The following is a 16,561-nucleotide window of genomic DNA, read 5'->3' as shown; positions in this document are numbered from 1 at the left end:
GTGGGGGGGCAGGCCCGGCGGGGTGGGGGGGGGCCCCCCCCCCCTACGCGGCTTTGCGTGTTGCCTGTTTATCGGCGTGGGCGACCAGCGCGTCGCGCACCCAGACGCCGTCTTCATGCGCCTTGACGCGGGCGGCCAGGCGTTCGCGGTTGCAGGGACCATTGCCCTTGATGACCGCGTAGAACTCGTCCCAGTCGATCTCGCCAAAGTCGTAGTGGCCGCGCTCGGCATTCCACTTGAGATCGGGATCGGGCACGGTCAGGCCCAGGTATTCGGCCTGCGGCACGGTCTGGTCCACCATCTTCTGGCGCAGCTCGTCGTTGGAGAAGAGCTTGATCTTCCAGGCCATGGACTGGGCGCTGTTGGGCGAATCGGCGTCGCTGGGACCGAACATCATCAGCGCGGGCCACCACCAGCGGTTCAGCGAGTCCTGCACCATGGCCTTCTGCTCGGGCGTGCCATGCAGGCACATCTGCATCAGCAGGTCGTAGCCCTGGCGCTGGTGGAAGGACTCTTCCTTACAGACGCGCACCATGGCGCGCGCATAGGGGCCGTAGGAACAGCGGCACAGCGGGATCTGGTTGATGATGGCCGAGCCGTCGACCAGCCAGCCGATCATGCCAATGTCGGCCCAGCTGAGCGTGGGGTAATTGAAGATGCTGGAGTACTTGGCGCGGCCGCTGTGCAGATCGTCGATCAGGTCGTCGCGCGACACGCCCAGCGTCTCGGCGGCGCTGTACAGGTACAAGCCGTGGCCGGCCTCGTCCTGGACCTTGGCCAGCAGGATGGCCTTGCGCTTGAGCGAGGGCGCGCGGGTGATCCAGTTGCCTTCGGGCAGCATGCCCACGATTTCGGAATGCGCATGCTGCGAGATCTGGCGCACCAGGGTCTTGCGGTAGGCGTCGGGCATCCAGTCCTTGGCCTCGATGCGCACGCCATCGTCAATGCGACGCTGGAAGGCCTGTTCCGCGCCTTCGAGCTGGTCGGCGGACTTGACCTGCTTGACGCCGGTCTCGACGAGTTGAGCGTACATGTGTGTCTCCTTGAGACGGTTTGCGAAAACGCAAAGCAGGCGCCGCGCAGTGCCGTCATGTCATACCGGCGATTATTTAATACAAAAAAACCATTGTCAAACTCAAATCTGTATCACATTGGATTTATGTATCATATTGCCGAACTCGATACCGGCCGCCCGCGGCCCTACTTATGGCAAACCCTCAGTCGCCCCTGGACCGCTTTCTGTCGCGCTTGATCAAAAGCGATCCGCCCCGGGCAAAATCGCTCTGCGTCAGCCTGCTGGGCGATGCGCTGGCGCCGCACGGCGGCGCCATCTGGCTGGGCGACCTGATCGAGCTGCTGGCGCCGCTGGGCATCAATGAACGGCTGCTGCGCACCAGCGTCTTCCGCCTGGTCGCGCAGAACTGGCTGCAATCGGAACGGCATGGCCGCCGCAGCCTGTACCTGATCTCGGAGCTGGGGCAGCGCCACACGGCGCACGCCTCGCAGCGCATCTACGAAGGCGCGCCGCAGGACTGGAACGGGGAATGGACGCTGGTGGCCCTGCCCCGGATCGGCAACGGACTGGCCGAGCGCGCCGAGCTGCGCCGGGAACTGGTGTGGGAAGGCTTCGGCATGATCGCGCCGGGGCTGTTCGCCCATCCGCATACCCAGGCCAGCGCGGCGCATGACATCCTGGAAAAGCTGGGCATTCCCGACCGCGCCCTGGTGCTGTCGGCGCGCGACCTGGCCGACGCCGGCGGCCTGCCGATAGCCAGCCTGGCCTCGCAGTGCTGGAACCTGGACGATGTGGCCGAGCAGTACCGGGCGTTCAGCAAGAATTTCGGACCGCTGGAAAAACTGCTGGACGCGCCGCCCTCGCCAGCCGAGGCCTTCGTCATCCGCGTCCTGCTGCTGCACAATTGGCGCCGGATCGTCCTGCACGATCCCCACCTGCCAGGCCCGATGCTGCCCGACAACTGGCCCGGACGCGCGGCGCGCGAACTGTGCGGGCGTCTCTACTGGCGCGTGTTCGACGCCTCCGAGGCGCACCTGGACGCGCTGGCCGCCCGCGACAACGAACGCTACACGCCGCTCACGGCGGACGTGGCGGCGCGCTTCGGCGGCCGGCCCGCCTGATTCGACGAAAAGTGATTGGATCCGGGGTCGGATGCGCCGGCCGATGTCGCGTCACGCCCGGCGCGACGGACCGTCGGATTGCCTGCGCGCCATGATCCGGCGGCTTGGGCTCAGACGTCGTCCGCCTCGGACGGCATGACCACATCCAGCGTATCCAGATGCCGCTCGCCGATGGCGCCGGCGCCGGACCCCGGCAGCTCCAGCCCCCGCGCCCGGGCAATGAAGGACAGGGTCCAGCGCGCCTGGATCGGGCGCCCCAGCGCTACGCCGGTGTCCGCGTCCACGCCGCTGGGCACATCCAGCGCCAGCACGGGCGCGCCCCAGCGATTGACCGTGTCCACCAGCGCCTGCCAATCGGCGCCCAGGGGACGGTTCAGGCCGATGCCGAACAGGCCGTCGATGACCAGCCCGGGCACGAAACCCGGTTCCAGCGCGGACAGCGTCCCGCCGCCCGCGGCCACCCACCCGTCGTAAGCGCGGGCGGCATCGGGAGGCAGCTTCTGCGGGCCGGCGGGCAGCAGCACGCGCACGTCGTGCCCCATCGCCCGCAGCACGGTCGCCGCGACCAGGGCGTCGCCGCCATTGTTGCCGGGGCCGGCCAAGGCCAGCACCGGCGTACCGGGCGCGATCCGGGCCGCCACAAAGCGGGCCGCAGCCGCGCCCGCCAGCGGCATCAGCTGCCGGCCGGCAGCCAGCGCCTGGCGCTCGGCCTCGCGGATCCGGGAAACGGGATAGCAAGACGGCATGGCGGGCTCCGGAATGCCAGCGGGACGGACGCCCGCCCCGGGGCCGTCAGACCTTGAGGAAATGCTCGCGGTAGTACTTCAGCTCGTCGATCGACTCGTAGATGTCCGCCAGCGCTTCGTGGCGGCTCTTCTTCTCGAAGCCCTTGTAGACGGCCGGCGCCCAGCGGCGAGCCAGTTCCTTCAGCGTGCTGACGTCGAGGTTGCGGTAGTGGAAGAACTTCTCGAACCGCGGCATGTAGGCGAACATGAAGCGGCGGTCCTGGCTGATTGTGTTGCCGCACAGCGGCGACTTGCCGGCCGGCACGTGCTGCGACAGGAACTCCAGCAGGATATCCTCGGCCTGGGCCTCGTTGATGGTCGAGGCACGGACCTTGTCGATCAGGCCGCTCTTGCCGTGGGTCGACTTGTTCCAGTCGTCCATGGCGTCGAGCAGGCTGTCGGGCTGGTGCAGCACCAGCACGGGGCCTTCCGCGACCACGGTCAGGTCGGGTTCGGTCACCACGACGGCGACTTCGATGATGCGTTCTTTCTCAGGTTCGAGGCCCGTCATTTCCATGTCGAGCCAGACCAGGCGGTTTTCGTTCACAGCCATATAATTTGCCTATAAAACACGCGATTTTCGCATATCCCTTACCGAGCACCCGACCCGCACATGTTCACCCTGCTGTTCGTCGCCTTCCTGCTGATCGACGTTGCCGTGCGCCTGTGGCTGGCCACGCGCCAGATCCGTCATGTCGCCCGCAACCGTGAACAGGTGCCAGCCGAATTCTCGCACCGCATCGGCCTGACCAGCCACCAGCGCGCGGCGGACTACACCGTGGCGCGCGTGCGGCTGGGCATGCTGGAACGGACCTACGACGCCATCGTGCTGGTGGGCCTGACCCTGCTGGGCGGCCTGCAGGCCATCGATCTGGCGGTAGGCCAGCTTACCAGCAACGACTTCCTGCGCCAGATGCTGCTGCTGGTGACCGTGGCGCTGCTGCTGGGCCTGCTGGGACTGCCATTCACGCTGTGGCGGCAGTTCAGATTGGAAGCCCGTTTCGGTTTCAACCGCATGACACCCGGGCTGTTCGTGGCGGACGCGCTCAAGGGCCTGCTGGTGGCGGCCGTGCTGGGGTTGCCGCTGGCCGCCGCCGTGCTGTGGCTGATGGGCAGCGCCGGCGCGTACTGGTGGGCCTGGGCCTGGGGCCTCTGGATGGTGTTCAACCTGGCGCTGCTCATCATCTATCCGATGTTCATCGCCCCGCTGTTCAACAAGTTCACGCCCTTGACCGATCCCGATCTGGCCGGACGCATCCAGCGCCTGGCGCAGCGCTGCGGCTTCGCGCTCAACGGTCTGTTCGTGATGGACGGCTCGCGCCGTTCCGCGCACGGCAACGCCTACTTCACCGGCTTCGGCCGCTCGCGCCGCATTGTCTTCTTCGACACGCTGCTGGCGCGCCTGAACGGCGACGAGATCGAGGCCGTGCTGGCCCACGAGCTCGGCCATTTCGCCAAGCGCCACATCATCAAGCGCATCTGCTTCAGCTTCGGCGCGGCCCTGGTATTCTTCGCGCTGCTGGGCTGGATATCCCAGCAGCCGTGGTTCTATGTGGGACTGGGCGTGCTGCCGCAGCTGGGCGGCCGCAACGACGCCATGGCGCTGCTGCTGTTCTTCCTGGTGATTCCGGTCTTCACCTTCGTGTTCACGCCGCTGGCCAGCTGGTACTCGCGCCGCGACGAATTCGAGGCCGACCGCTATGCCGCCGAGCAAAGCTCGCCGGATCGACTGGTATCCGCCCTGGTCAAACTCTACGACGACAACGCCGCCACCCTGACGCCCGATCCCGTGCACTCCGCCTTCTACGACAGCCATCCTCCCGCCGCCGTGCGCATCCGTCACCTGATGGCGCCGGCCGCATGAGCGCGCGCGATCGCTCCCCGCAACGCCCGCAGCAGGGCGCCGCGGCCGCCGTCACCGGCGCGCCGAACGAAGGCCGCATCATCGCGGCCCATGGCCGCCACTACACCGTGGAGCTGGACGATGGCACGCTGCGCAAGTGCTTCCCGCGCGGCAAGAAGGCCGGCGCGACGGTCGGCGACCGGGTCCGCATCACGCCGCAGGGCAGCGACGAAGGCGCGATCGATGCGATCCTGCCGCGCCGCAACCTGCTTTACCGCTCGGACGAGATGCGCTCCAAGCAATTCGCGTCCAACGTCGATCAGCTGCTGATCGTGGTCGCGGTCCAACCCACCTTTTCCGACGACCTGACCGGGCGCGCCCTGGCCGGCGCCTGGAGCGCCGGGATCTCGCCACTCATCATCCTGAACAAGACCGACCTGGCCGACGCCCTGCCCGCCGCCCGCGAACGACTGGCGCCGATCGCCGCGCTGGGCGTGGACATCGTCGAGTTGAGCGCGCTGGAACCGGCGCGGGTCCACACGCTGCTGGCGCCGCGCCTGGCGGGCAAGACCAATCTGCTGTTGGGACAAAGCGGCATGGGCAAGTCCACGCTGCTCAACGCGCTGGTGCCGGAGGCCGCCGCGCCCACGCGCGAACACTCGACCGCGCTGGACATGGGCAAGCACACCACCACCAGCACGCGGCTGTACCACCTGCCCGATCCGGGCGGCGACCTGATCGATTCGCCGGGATTCCAGGCATTCGGCCTGCAGCACCTGACCCGCGAGGACATCATCCGCGGCTTCCCCGAGTTCACCGGCCCCATCGAGTCCTGCCGCTTCTACAACTGCAGCCACCGGCACGAGCCGGGCTGCGGCGTGGTCGCGGCGCTGGAGGCGGGCGCCATCCATCCCGCGCGCTATGCGCTGTATCAACGGGTATTGGAAGAGAACGAAGCGGGCCAGCAGCGGTATTGAAACCTGGCGCGGGCGCGCTCGCGCGGGATCGCGCCGGGCGCCAATGCGTCGGGCACCACGACACCTAGCGCCATGGCGCCTGGCGCCGACGCACCCGGCTCTCAGCGCGGCTGCAGCCCGTGATTCAGCAGATGGTACAGATTGCGCAGCATGCCTGCCGTCGCGCCCCAGATGAAGTACTTGCCATAAGGCATGCCGTAGTAATGGCGCACACGGCCATCGTCCAGCCGCGCCTCGTAGAGGCGGTGATTGGCCGGGTCCATCAGGAAGGACAACGGCACCTCGAACACCTCGGCCACCTCGAACGCGTCCGGCGCCAACTGGAAGCCGGGCCGCACCAGGGACACGACGGGGATGATGGAGAATCCGGTCGCCGTCAGATACGGCGGCATGCTGCCCAGCACTTCCACATGCTCGGCCGGCAATCCGGTTTCCTCGTGCGCCTCGCGCAGCGCGGCGTCCTCCGGCGTGGGGTCGCTGGTTTCGATGCGTCCGCCGGGAAAGCTGATCTGGCCGGCATGGTCATACAGGTGCGCGGCGCGCTGGGTCAGCAGGATGCTGACGCCCTGCTCCCGGGTCACCAGGGGAATCAGCACGGCGGCGGGCACCGGCGTGCCTTCGCGTCCTGGATAGCGCAGGTCATTGTCGCGCGAGAGTTCGAGCTTCCAGGTGGAAGGCTGGCTCAGCGTTCCGCGCAGCGCGTCGGGCGTGAGCAGGCCGGCAGGCACGGCCGGCAGCGAATCATTGGCCACGACCCAGGGCTGGGAAGCCGGATCGAAACCGGGACGGGCCAGCGGCCGCCTGGGCCGCGGGGATGACGAGGAATCAGACATACGGCTCTGTGTAAAGAAAAAGGCACCCTCGCAGGTGCCTTTTTAACCCGGAAATCCGTATCGGACGAAAACGCGGGAAAGCGTGAGCGTCCGACACAGATAGGGCCGTGTGCCGATAAGCGATCAAGCCGCCGAGGCTTGCTTGCTGACCAGCTTTTCCTTGATGCGAGCCGACTTGCCCGAGCGGTTGCGCAGGTAGTACAGCTTGGCGCGGCGCACGTCGCCGCGGCGCTTGACTTCGATGCCAGCGATCTGCGGCGAGTACAGCTGGAACGTACGTTCCACGGCTTCGCCCGACGAGATCTTGCGCACGGTGAACGCGGAGTTCAGGCCGCGGTTGCGCTTGGCGATCACGACGCCTTCGAAGGCCTGCACGCGCTTGCGGGTGCCTTCAACGACGTTCACGCTCACGACGACGGTGTCGCCAGGAGCAAAAGCAGGCATGGCCTTGCCGCCGGTCAGGCGGGCAATTTCTTCCTGTTCCAGGATAGCGATGAGGTTCATTGAAACTCCTAGTTCATCTTGCCTTTGCGGGCTAACAACTTTTTGCCGTCCGATTTTGTTCGTTGTCCTATGTCCCAGACTGGAAGGGAAAGGCTCCCGACTTCCCGGGCGCCAGACAACGGATATGCCGCAAGCAGAGGATGAGATTTGGCAAACCAATGATTCTACACCAGAATTTCCGAAAATAGCCAAGTCGGGGGACGCGACTGGACGGGACCATGCCCATGGGTGTATCTTGCGAGTCCTATTGAGTAGACATCTATACAAATTTTCCGTGCTAGGTCGTCGGAAGTGACGACAAGACCGCCGATCAGAAGCTCACGGCGTCCTTGCCAGCCCATTTGCGGTACCCTTGCGGTCTTGTAACAAACACGTCACCAAGCAGCTCCCTCACATGTCGTATTCGTCCCTGGTACTGGTCGTCCTGGCCGCGATGGCCCACGCAACGTGGAACCTTCTGGCCAAGCGAGCCGCCATGGTGGGCGCGCCCTTCGTCTTCGCCTACGGCCTGTGCGCCTCGGTGCTCTACGCACCCTGGGTGGTCTGGGTGCTGTTGCACGACGGCATGCAATGGTCCTGGATGGTGGTCGGCGCGATCCTGATGTCCAGCCTGTTGCACCTGGGCTACAGCTTGTGCCTGCAACGCGGCTATCAGGTGGCCGACCTGTCCGTGGTCTATCCGATTGCCCGGGGCACCGGCCCGCTGCTCTCGACCACCGGCGCGTTCATCCTGTTGAATGAACCCGCCAAGGCCAGCGGCATCGCCGGCATGCTGTGCGTGGTGATCGGCGTGTTGCTCATCGCCACGCAAGGCCGGCTGGCCATCTTCCGCCAGGCCCAGGCCTGGGTTGGCGTGCGCTGGGGCGTGGTGATCGGCCTGTTCATCGCCGCCTATACCGTGGTCGACGCCTACGGCGTGAAAGTGCTGCTGATCAGCCCGGTGCTGTTCGACTGGTTCACCTGTGTCACGCGCACCACCATGATGACGCCACACATGCTGCGTCGCCGGGCCCAGAACTGGGAATCGATGCGCGGCTATTGGCACCTGGCGCTGGCCGTGGGCTTCCTGTCGCCGCTGGGCTACATCCTGGTGCTGTTCGCGCTGCAGGACGGCGCGCCGCTGAGCCTGGTGGCGCCGGCCCGGGAAATGTCGATGATGCTGGGCACCCTGGCCGGCATGTTCCTGCTGCGCGAGAAGGTCGGCATCGGCCGGCTGCTGGGCTGCTTCTCCATTCTGGCGGGCGTTGTCCTGCTGGGTTCAGCCTGACGGGCGCCGTTCAGCGCGGTTCCGCCTGACCGGCATCCGCTGTCGGGTCCGGTCCAACTGAAGAAGCCCGGGTGGCAAGCGCCGCTCCCCTGCCCCTGCGCGCCGGACCCGCCCGGCATCGCGCCGAGGTCAGAATCCGCCGGCAGCGCCCAGCCACATCAACGCAGGAATCATGGCGCCCCAGGCCAGCACCAGCAGCACATCCGCCACCTTGCTCTTCATGCTGAGCTGATCCGCCACCGGCTCGACGGTGGCATTGCCCAGCGTGCGCTCGCGCGGCAGGCGCGCGGCGCTTTCTCCGACCTTGCCCTTGCTCGCCGCGTCGTCCTGGGCGGGCGCGGGAAACGGCCACTTGGCCGGCAGCGACGCCAGCCGGCTGCTCGCGCGGGCCGGCTGCGTCTTGCCTGGCATGGACACCGCCAGGCGGCCGCCCAGCGCGCGCAGACGCGCCAGCGGTCCACGGGCGGGATTCAGATCCAGGGCCAGCGCATCGGGCATGGCGGAGAGGTTTCCGGTGTTCATGGGAACTCCTTGTATTCATGGCCGCGCATGCGCTTGGCCCATCGGCTAGACGACACAGGCTCCGGCCCGACAGGCCCGGCGCGATCGGACTACGATTCGAACAGCGACAACTGCCCGGCGGCCGCGGCGCGCAGCGGACTGCGGCCACGGACATAGCCGCTGGCGACGCCAGCGGTCGAGGCATGGGGGACCCCTAAAGACGCTTTCGCGCCAGCCGGGGATGGGAAAACGGGGGATGAGGCATCGTGCGCGCCGTCCAGGCCGGCCACGGCGGGCGGCATGAATTGGTCGCAGCTGAGCTGCAGGCGGCTGCGGTTCAGGCCCAGCTTGCGCGCGGCCATGGAAAAACGCTGGCGCAGCAAGTCGGCCCAGATGCCGGTGCCACGCATGCGCGAACCAAAGTTGGGATCGTTGCGGCGACCGCTGCGCAGGTCTTCGATGCGATGCAGGACGCGCTGGGCGCGATCCGGGAAATGGGCGTGCAGCCAGTCCTCGAACAAGGTCTTGACCTCCCAGGGCAGGCGCAGGACCGTGTAGCTGGCGTAATGCGCGCCAGCCGCCTTGGCGGCCTCCAGGATGTGCTCCATGGACTCGTCGTTGATGAACGGAATGATGGGCGCCACCAGCACGCCCACCGGCACGCCGGCGTCGGTAAGGCTGCGCACCGCCTCCAGCCGGCGCCAGGGCGCGGCGGCGCGCGGCTCCAGGCTGCGGGCCATGGCCGCGTCCAGCGTGGTGACGCTCATGTAGACGACAACCAGGTTGCGGCGGGCCAGTTCGGCCAGCAGGTCCAGGTCGCGCGCGACCAGGGCGTTCTTCGTGACGATGGTGAGCGGATGCCGGGTTTCCAGCATCAGTTCCAGCAGGCCGCGCGTCAGGCGCCATTCGCGCTCGATGGGCTGGTAGGCGTCGGTGGCCGAGCCGATATTGATGGGCGACGGCTTGTAGCCCGGCCGGCTCAGTTCCGCGCGCAGGGCCTCGACGGCGTTGGCCTTGGCCACCAGCCGGGTTTCGAAATCCAGGCCGGGCGAATAGCCCAGGTAGGCATGGGTGGGACGGGCGTAGCAGTAAACACAGCCGTGCTCGCAGCCACGGTAGGGATTGACCGCCACGTCGAAGGGAATGTCGGGCGAATCATTGCGCGACAGCATCTTGCGCGCGGCCTCGGCCGTGACCTGGGTCTTGGGCGCGGCGGGTTCGCGGCGCTGGTCGGGCACGATGGGGATGATGGGAGCGATTCGGGAGGACCGGCCGGAAGCGGCCGGCGTAGCGGCGTCGTCCTTGCCGGGAAAGCCGGCGGCGCGCTCGGTCAGGCTCGACGAAGCATCTGAAGAAAAATCGGGGACGGGATCTACGAAATCGGCCGGCAGTCCGGAGGCGGACCAGCCGTCGTCGACCTGCACGCGTTCGTCGGATTGGAAGCGATGTCGAACATTAGTAACCGCACCCCGACCGCGCAAGGCGGCGGGGGCGGCAGCCGGGGACCCAGAACCGGCGGGAAAAGAATGATCGATGCTTGCCATAGGAACCACTGTACAAAAACACAGTAGTTTTAGCAAGCCCCGAAAGACTTTTCTTAAGACAGCCCCACTTTACCGCAAGACGCCGGCTCCGTTGCGACAATTCGATTTCATCTTGCGAGATGGGCCGGAAACCCGCGCCAGCATTGGTTTTGGAAGAAAAACAACAGCAATCCGGGGGAACGAAAAAGCGCTCCGCGCCCCCGAAAATCCGCAGGCCCGTCAGCGCAGCATGCCGGCAGCCGCCGTCTGATGCGTCGCCTCGTCGATCAGGATGAACGCGCCGGTCGCCGGCACGTCCGCGTAGCGATCGACGGCGAGCGCATCGCGCGTCGTGAACGACACCCGGCCGATGTCGTTCATGCGCAGCACGCCTTCCGTGTTCTCGACTTCCTGCAGCTCATGGATATCACGATGCGACAGCACGGCGCGCACCTTCGCCGAGGTCAGCCGCGTGCCAGACTTGAGCAGATACTTGCGCGCCGGATTGAGCGGCTGCGAATCGAGCCAGCACAATTCGGCCTCGAACTCGCGCGACACCTGCGCGGGCGCGGCCGAGTGCGCGATCACGTCGCCACGCGAGACATCCACGTCGCGGTCCAGCACCACAGTGACGGAATCGCCAGCCACCGCTACGTCCAGTTCACGGTCGAATGCCAGCACGCGGCTCACCACGGCGTCCACGCCGGACGGCTGCACCGTGACGGCATCGCCGGGCCGCAGCACGCCGCTGGCGACGCGGCCAGCATAGCCACGGAAGTCGTCCTTGCGGTCACCGTCATGACGCGCCACGCGCTGCACCGGGAAACGCAGCGGCAAGGCGCCGCCGTCGATCTGCACATCCAGCGCCTCCAACAGCGCCAGCAGCGGTTGGCCCTGGTACCAGGGCGTCTTCGGCGACGACGTGACCACGTTGTCGCCGTTCAGCGCCGACAGCGGCAGCGCGTCGAAATGCGCGATACCCAGCTTGGCCGCCAGCTCGGCGTAGGCGGCGCGGATACGTTCGAACACGGCCGGGTCCCAATCCACCAGATCCATCTTGTTCACCGCCACCACGATGTGGCGGATGCCCAGCAGCCTGGCGATGGTGCTGTGGCGCTTGGTCTGCGGCAGCAGCTTGCCATCGGCGGCGCGGGTGGCGTCGATCAGGATGACGGCCACGTCGGCGGTGGACGCGCCCGTCACCATGTTGCGCGTGTACTGCTCATGCCCCGGCGCGTCGGCGATGATGAACTTGCGCACCGGGGTCGAGAAGTATCGGTAGGCCACGTCGATGGTGATGCCCTGCTCGCGCTCGGCCTCCAGGCCGTCCGTCAGCAGCGAGAAGTCGATGCCGTCGCCGGCCACGCGCTTGTACTTGGCGCGCGCGATGGCGTCGAGCTGGTCGGCGAACACGCCCTTGCTGTCGTACAGCAGGCGTCCGATCAGCGTGGACTTGCCGTCATCCACCGAACCGGCGGTGATCAGGCGCAGCACGCCGCGGTCGGCGCTGGAAAGAAAAGAATCGTTGATGGCGTTCATGTGCGTTCCTTGCGGCCGGCCTTCAAGCCGGCAAACCCCGGCGCACGGCCGGAGCGGTCGGGTGCTTGCGCGGGATCAGAAGTAGCCTTCCTTCTTGCGGCGCTCCATCGAGGCCTCGGAAGTCTGGTCGTCCATGCGGGTGGCGCCGCGCTCAGTGATGTCGGTCACCGCGGTCTCGGCGATGATGGCGGCCGTGTCGGCGGCGTCGGACGCCACCGGGCAGGTGCAGGAGATGTCGCCCACGGTGCGAAAGCGCACCTGCAGCCGCTCGACCCGTTCGCCTTCCTGCGGCGGCGTCAGCCGCGTCACCGGCACCAGCAGCCCCTTGCGCCGCACCACCTCGCGCTCGTGCGCGTAGTAGATCGACGGCAGCGCCAGGCGCTCGCGCTGGATGTATTGCCACACGTCCAGCTCGGTCCAGTTCGAGATCGGGAACACGCGCATGTTCTCGCCGCGATGCACGCGGGTGTTGAACAGGTTCCAGACTTCCGGCCGCTGGGCCTTCGGATCCCATTGGCCGAACTCGTCGCGGAACGAGAAGATGCGTTCCTTGGCGCGCGCCTTTTCCTCGTCGCGCCGGGCGCCGCCGATGCAGGCGTCGAAGCCGAATTCCTCGATCGCTTCCAGCAGCGTCACCGCCTGCGCGGCATTGCGCGAATCGGTCTCGCGCCGCAGCACCACGCTGCCGCGCTTGATCGAATCCTCGACGCTGCGCACGATCAGGGTCTCGCCCAGCTCGGCGGCGCGCGCGTCGCGGAAATCGATCACCTCGGCGAAATTGTGGCCGGTGTCGATATGCATCAGCGGAAACGGAAAACCGCCCGGGCGAAAGGCCTTTTCGGCCAGGCGCAGCAGCACGACCGAATCCTTGCCGCCCGAGAACAGCAGCACCGGCCGTTCGCACTCGGCGGCGACCTCGCGCAGGATGAAGATGGCTTCCGATTCCAGCCAGTCCAGGTGGCTGCGTTGAATCACGGCAGACATTGGGTGTTCCCCTTGAATCATGGTTTTCGAATTCATGGCCGGCCAGCGTCGCCGACGGGCGCGATGGCGATGACCCGGTTGCCCGCATGCAGGCCGCATTCCTTGGAGTCCGAGGACTCCCACCACCAGCGCCCTGCCCGCAGGTCTTCGCCCGGCCGCAAGGCGCGCGTACAGGGTTCGCAGCCGATGGACGGATAGCCCTGGTCGTGCAGCGGGTTGTACGGAATGCCCTGCGCGCGGATCACGGTCCAGACCTCGGCCTCGCTCCAGTCCGCCAGCGGGTTGAACTTGTACAGGCCGAACGTGGCGTCCTGTTCTTCGCGCGCCAGCTCTCCGCGCGTGGCGGACTGGGCGCGCCGCTGCCCGGTGATCCAGGCGCCGCGTCCGGCCAGAGCGCGCTTGAGCGGCTCGACCTTGCGGATCTGGCAGCAAGCCTTGCGCAGCTCGACGCTTTCGTAGAAGGCATAGGCGCCATGCGCGGCCACGTGCGCGTCGACGGCAGCCGCGTCTGGCCGGTAGATCGTGACCTCGCGGCCATAGCGCTGGCGGATCGCGTCCAGCACGCCCAGCGTTTCGGCGTGCAGCCTGCCGGTGTCCAGCGTGAACACCTCCAGGTCCAGCCCGGCGTCGAAAATGGCGTGCGTCAGCACCATGTCCTCGGCCGCCAGCGACGAGGCCAGCGCGGCGTCGGGATAGCGACGCCGCGCGTCGGCCAGCGTCTCGATCAACTCGCGCCAGCGCGCCGCCGCGCCGGCTTCCAGTTCGGGAGGCAGTTCGATCGTCGTCATGCTTGCACCGCGAAGATCCGGGCCCGGCGCGGACGCGCCAGCAGGGTTTCGCCGTCGCGCAGGTTCAGCTCCCGGTACAGCTGTTCCGGCACTTCGGCCTCGATGATGGCGTCCGAGTCCTGGCGCGCCAGTTCCAGATAGGCGCTGGGGCCCGCCAGGTAGGCGTGCGACAGCCGCACCGCGATGCCCTCGCCTTCCGGCCGGTAGCGCTCGATGTCGAATTCGTGCGGCCGCACATAGGCGGTGGCGCGCTCGCCGTCGGCCTGCGCCAGCTCCGGCGCCGGCAGCGACAGCCCGGCGCCCTGCCAGACGCCGCGCGTGGCCACGCCGGCCAGCGAGTTGACGTCGCCCAGGAAGCCGTAGACGAAGGGCGTGGCGGGCGACTCCCAGACTTCGCGAGGCGTGCCCACCTGCTCGATGCGGCCCGAGTTCATCAGCACCACCCGGTCGGCCACTTCCAGCGCCTCTTCCTGGTCGTGCGTCACGAACACGCTGGCCACGTGCAGCTCGTCGTGCAGCCGGCGCAGCCAGCGGCGCAGTTCCTTGCGCACCTTGGCGTCCAGCGCGCCAAAGGGTTCGTCCAGCAGCAGCACGCGCGGCTCCACCGCCAGCGCGCGCGCCAGGGCGATGCGCTGGCGCTGGCCGCCCGACAGCTGGGCCGGATAGCGATCGGCCAGCCAGTCCAGTTGCACCAGCCCCAGCAGGTTGTGCACCTTGCGCTGGATCTGGTCCTCGGAAGGACGCTGCGAACGATGCTTGACGCGCAGGCCGAAGGCCACGTTCTCGAACACGGTCATGTGCTTGAACAGCGCGTAGTGCTGGAACACGAACCCGACCTGGCGCTGGCGCACGTCCACGGCGGTGGCGTCCTCGCCGGCGAACAGCACGCTGCCCGAGTCAGCCGATTCCAGGCCCGCGATGATGCGCAGCAGCGTGGTCTTGCCGCAGCCGGACGGTCCCAGCAGCGCGACCAGCTCGCCGGTCTCGATATGCAGCGATACGTCGTTGAGCGCGCGGAACTGGCCGAAGCGCTTGGACAGATTGCGGACTTCTATGCTCATGTTTGTCTCCGTCGGGCGCCGTGTCAGGCGGCGGCCTGGGTGATGGCCACGGCGGGGCCGGGATACTCGGCGGGCTGGCTGGCGGCCTGCAACTGCTTCGCGTTGCGCCACTCGACAAGGTTCTTGGCCACCAGCGTCACCAGCGCCAGCAGGGCCAGCAAAGAGGCGACGGCGAAGGCCGCCGAATACTGATATTCGTTGTAGAGAATCTCGACGTGCAGGGTCATGGTGTTGGTCAGGCCACGCACCTGGCCGGACACCACCGACACGGCGCCGAACTCGCCCATGGCGCGCGCGTTGCACAGGATGGCGCCGTACAGCAGGCCCCACTTGATGTTCGGCAGCGTGACGCGCCAGAAGATCTGCCAGCCATTGGCGCCCAGCGTCAGCGCGGCCTGCTCTTCCTCGCTGCCCTGCGCCTGCATCAGCGGAATCAGCTCGCGCGCGACGAACGGAAAGGTCACGAACAGGCTGGCCAGGATGATGCCCGGCACCGCGTACACGATCTTGATGTCGTGCGCCTGCAACCAGCCGCCGAACCAGCCCTGCGTGCCGAACAGCAGCACGAAGACCAGCCCCGCCACCACCGGCGACACCGAGAACGGCAGGTCGATCAGCGTGATCAGGAACTGCTTGCCGCGAAACTGGAACTTGGTGATGGCCCAGGCGGCGGCCACGCCGAACACCAGGTTCACAGGCAGCGCGATGGCCGCGACCAGCAAGGTCAGACGGATCGCCGCCCAGGCGTCCGGCTCGACGATGGCCTCCAGGTACAAGGCCCAACCCTTGCGGAAGGCCTCGGCGAATACCGCGGCCAGCGGCACCAGCAGGAACAGCGTCAGGAACAGCAGCGCGATGCCCAACAGGATGCCGCGCACCCAGCGCGGCTCGGTCAGGTGGGCGGGACGATGGTCGACGCTCATCAGGCTCTCCCGAGGCCGCGGCGGGCCTGCCAGCCCTGCAGCAGATTGATGACGAACAGCAGCGCGAAGGACAGCACCAGCATCACCGTGGCGATGGCGGCCGCGCCGGCATAGTCGAACTGTTCGAGCTTGGCGATGATCAACAACGGCGTGATCTCGGACACCATGGGCATGTTGCCGGCGATGAACACCACCGAGCCGTACTCGCCCACCGCGCGCGCGAAGGCCAGCGCGAAGCCGGTCATCAGCGCCGGCAGCAGCGCGGGCAGCAGCACACGGCGTATGGTCTGCCAGCGATTGGCGCCCAGGCTGGCGGCGGCTTCCTCGATCTCGCGCTCGACGTCCTCGAGCACAGGCTGCACCGTGCGCACCACGAAGGGCACGCCGATGAAGATCAGCGCGATCACGATGCCCAACGGCGTGAACGCGACCTTCCAGCCGAACCACTCGGCCAGCGGCGCGCCCAGCCAGCCTTTTTCCGAATACAGCGCGGTCAGCGCGATGCCGGCGACGGCGGTGGGCAGCGCGAAAGGCAGGTCCACCAGCGCATCCAGGATCTTCTTGCCCGGGAAGCGATAACGCACCAGCACCCAGGCCACGATGGTGCCGAACACCAGGTTCACCAGCGCGGCGATCAGGGACGCGCCGAAGGTGAGCTTGTAGGACGCCACCACGCGCGGCGAAGCGACGGCGTCCCAGAAGCCCTGCCAGCCGAGCGAGGCGCTCTTGATGGGCAGCGCGGCCAGTGGAATGAGCACCAGCAGGCTCAGGTAGAGCACCGCATAGCCCATGGAAATGCCGAAGCCGGGCAATACGCCCGGGCTGCTGCGGCGAACGGCAAAAGGCGCTTGCGCGCCCGTTGCCGCCGGTGTCGAGGCTGAGGTCATGGCCGTCGTC

17 protein-coding genes are annotated in these 16,561 nt (G+C 67.3%); 4 read left to right on the top strand and 13 right to left on the bottom strand.

Annotated features, from left to right (window positions below; genetic code table 11):
- Nucleotides 1-43: 43 nt before the first annotated feature.
- Nucleotides 44-1,033 (bottom strand): 1,2-phenylacetyl-CoA epoxidase subunit PaaA, encoded by a 990-nt coding sequence (gene paaA, locus ACEU5R_RS20340; RefSeq protein WP_392411404.1) that lies wholly within the window; start codon nt 1,031-1,033, stop codon nt 44-46.
- Between the two features lie 173 nt (nt 1,034-1,206).
- On the opposite strand from paaA, the gene paaX reads away from it, so the two are divergent.
- A complete protein-coding gene (gene paaX / locus ACEU5R_RS20335) occupies nt 1,207-2,136 on the top strand; it encodes a phenylacetic acid degradation operon negative regulatory protein PaaX (protein ID WP_392411403.1) in 930 nt (309 codons plus the stop codon).
- Nucleotides 2,137-2,246: 110 nt separating this feature from the next.
- On the opposite strand, the gene ACEU5R_RS20330 is transcribed toward paaX, so the two are convergent.
- Together ACEU5R_RS20330 and orn are read right to left on the bottom strand one after the other, a co-directional pair.
- The gene (locus ACEU5R_RS20330; protein ID WP_392411402.1) at nt 2,247-2,882 is read right to left on the bottom strand and encodes an NAD(P)H-hydrate epimerase; all 636 of its coding nucleotides are present in this window, start codon (nt 2,880-2,882) and stop codon (nt 2,247-2,249) included.
- Nucleotides 2,883-2,928: 46 nt separating this feature from the next.
- The gene (gene orn, locus ACEU5R_RS20325) at nt 2,929-3,474 is read right to left on the bottom strand and encodes an oligoribonuclease (protein WP_103273371.1); all 546 of its coding nucleotides are present in this window, start codon (nt 3,472-3,474) and stop codon (nt 2,929-2,931) included.
- 60 nt (nt 3,475-3,534) lie between these two features.
- Here orn and ACEU5R_RS20320 point away from each other — a divergent pair, with 60 nt between their 5' ends.
- Nucleotides 3,535-4,785, top strand: coding sequence for a M48 family metallopeptidase (locus ACEU5R_RS20320; protein WP_103273370.1), 1,251 nt, complete (start codon nt 3,535-3,537; stop codon nt 4,783-4,785).
- Nucleotides 4,782-5,741: a ribosome small subunit-dependent GTPase A gene (rsgA, locus tag ACEU5R_RS20315; RefSeq protein ID WP_392411401.1), complete on the top strand. Its 960-nt coding sequence runs from the start codon at nt 4,782-4,784 to the stop codon at nt 5,739-5,741. The genes ACEU5R_RS20320 and rsgA overlap by 4 nt, the downstream gene beginning before the upstream one ends.
- Nucleotides 5,742-5,842: 101 nt before the next feature.
- Here rsgA and ACEU5R_RS20310 read toward each other — a convergent pair whose 3' ends face one another.
- Nucleotides 5,843-6,574, bottom strand: coding sequence for a CoA pyrophosphatase (locus ACEU5R_RS20310; protein WP_103273369.1), 732 nt, complete (start codon nt 6,572-6,574; stop codon nt 5,843-5,845).
- A gap of 123 nt (nt 6,575-6,697) precedes the next feature.
- Nucleotides 6,698-7,078, bottom strand: a complete 381-nt coding sequence (rplS, locus tag ACEU5R_RS20305; RefSeq protein WP_103273368.1) for a 50S ribosomal protein L19 — start codon at nt 7,076-7,078, stop codon at nt 6,698-6,700.
- Between the two features lie 394 nt (nt 7,079-7,472).
- On the opposite strand from rplS, the gene ACEU5R_RS20300 reads away from it, so the two are divergent.
- Complete coding sequence (locus ACEU5R_RS20300; protein ID WP_103273367.1) at nt 7,473-8,345, top strand: DMT family transporter; 873 nt, start codon at nt 7,473-7,475, stop codon at nt 8,343-8,345.
- Between the two features lie 129 nt (nt 8,346-8,474).
- On the opposite strand, the gene ACEU5R_RS20295 is transcribed toward ACEU5R_RS20300, so the two are convergent.
- The 8 genes from ACEU5R_RS20295 to cysT all read right to left on the bottom strand — a co-directional run bounded on the left by ACEU5R_RS20295 (nt 8,475) and on the right by cysT (nt 16,551).
- Entirely contained in the window at nt 8,475-8,867 is a 393-nt protein-coding gene (locus ACEU5R_RS20295) for a hypothetical protein (protein ID WP_392411400.1), read from the bottom strand.
- A gap of 89 nt (nt 8,868-8,956) precedes the next feature.
- Nucleotides 8,957-10,390 carry a PA0069 family radical SAM protein gene (locus tag ACEU5R_RS20290; protein WP_392411399.1) on the bottom strand — a complete coding sequence of 478 codons (1,434 nt, stop codon included), beginning with the start codon at nt 10,388-10,390 and terminating at the stop codon, nt 8,957-8,959.
- 219 nt (nt 10,391-10,609) lie between these two features.
- The gene (locus ACEU5R_RS20285) at nt 10,610-11,908 is read right to left on the bottom strand and encodes a sulfate adenylyltransferase subunit 1 (RefSeq protein ID WP_392411398.1); all 1,299 of its coding nucleotides are present in this window, start codon (nt 11,906-11,908) and stop codon (nt 10,610-10,612) included.
- 75 nt (nt 11,909-11,983) lie between these two features.
- Nucleotides 11,984-12,892: a sulfate adenylyltransferase subunit CysD gene (gene cysD, locus ACEU5R_RS20280; RefSeq protein ID WP_392411397.1), complete on the bottom strand. Its 909-nt coding sequence runs from the start codon at nt 12,890-12,892 to the stop codon at nt 11,984-11,986.
- 32 nt (nt 12,893-12,924) lie between these two features.
- Nucleotides 12,925-13,680 carry a phosphoadenylyl-sulfate reductase gene (locus ACEU5R_RS20275; RefSeq protein WP_392411396.1) on the bottom strand — a complete coding sequence of 252 codons (756 nt, stop codon included), beginning with the start codon at nt 13,678-13,680 and terminating at the stop codon, nt 12,925-12,927.
- Nucleotides 13,677-14,741, bottom strand: coding sequence for a sulfate/molybdate ABC transporter ATP-binding protein (locus tag ACEU5R_RS20270; protein ID WP_392411395.1), 1,065 nt, complete (start codon nt 14,739-14,741; stop codon nt 13,677-13,679). Before ACEU5R_RS20270 ends, ACEU5R_RS20275 begins: the two co-directional genes overlap by 4 nt.
- 23 nt (nt 14,742-14,764) lie before the next feature.
- A complete protein-coding gene (gene cysW, locus ACEU5R_RS20265; RefSeq protein WP_103273360.1) occupies nt 14,765-15,664 on the bottom strand; it encodes a sulfate ABC transporter permease subunit CysW in 900 nt (299 codons plus the stop codon).
- Nucleotides 15,664-16,551 carry a sulfate ABC transporter permease subunit CysT gene (gene cysT / locus ACEU5R_RS20260; RefSeq protein WP_392411394.1) on the bottom strand — a complete coding sequence of 296 codons (888 nt, stop codon included), beginning with the start codon at nt 16,549-16,551 and terminating at the stop codon, nt 15,664-15,666. Before cysT ends, cysW begins: the two co-directional genes overlap by 1 nt.
- Between the last annotated feature and the right edge of the window lie 10 nt (nt 16,552-16,561).

The sequence above is a fragment of the Achromobacter sp. 413638 genome (genome assembly GCF_043119405.1).
Lineage (GTDB): Bacteria > Pseudomonadota > Gammaproteobacteria > Burkholderiales > Burkholderiaceae_B > Achromobacter.
The sequence above is the reverse complement of the archived record's forward strand: the minus strand, read 5'-3'. Positions and strand labels throughout refer to the sequence as shown.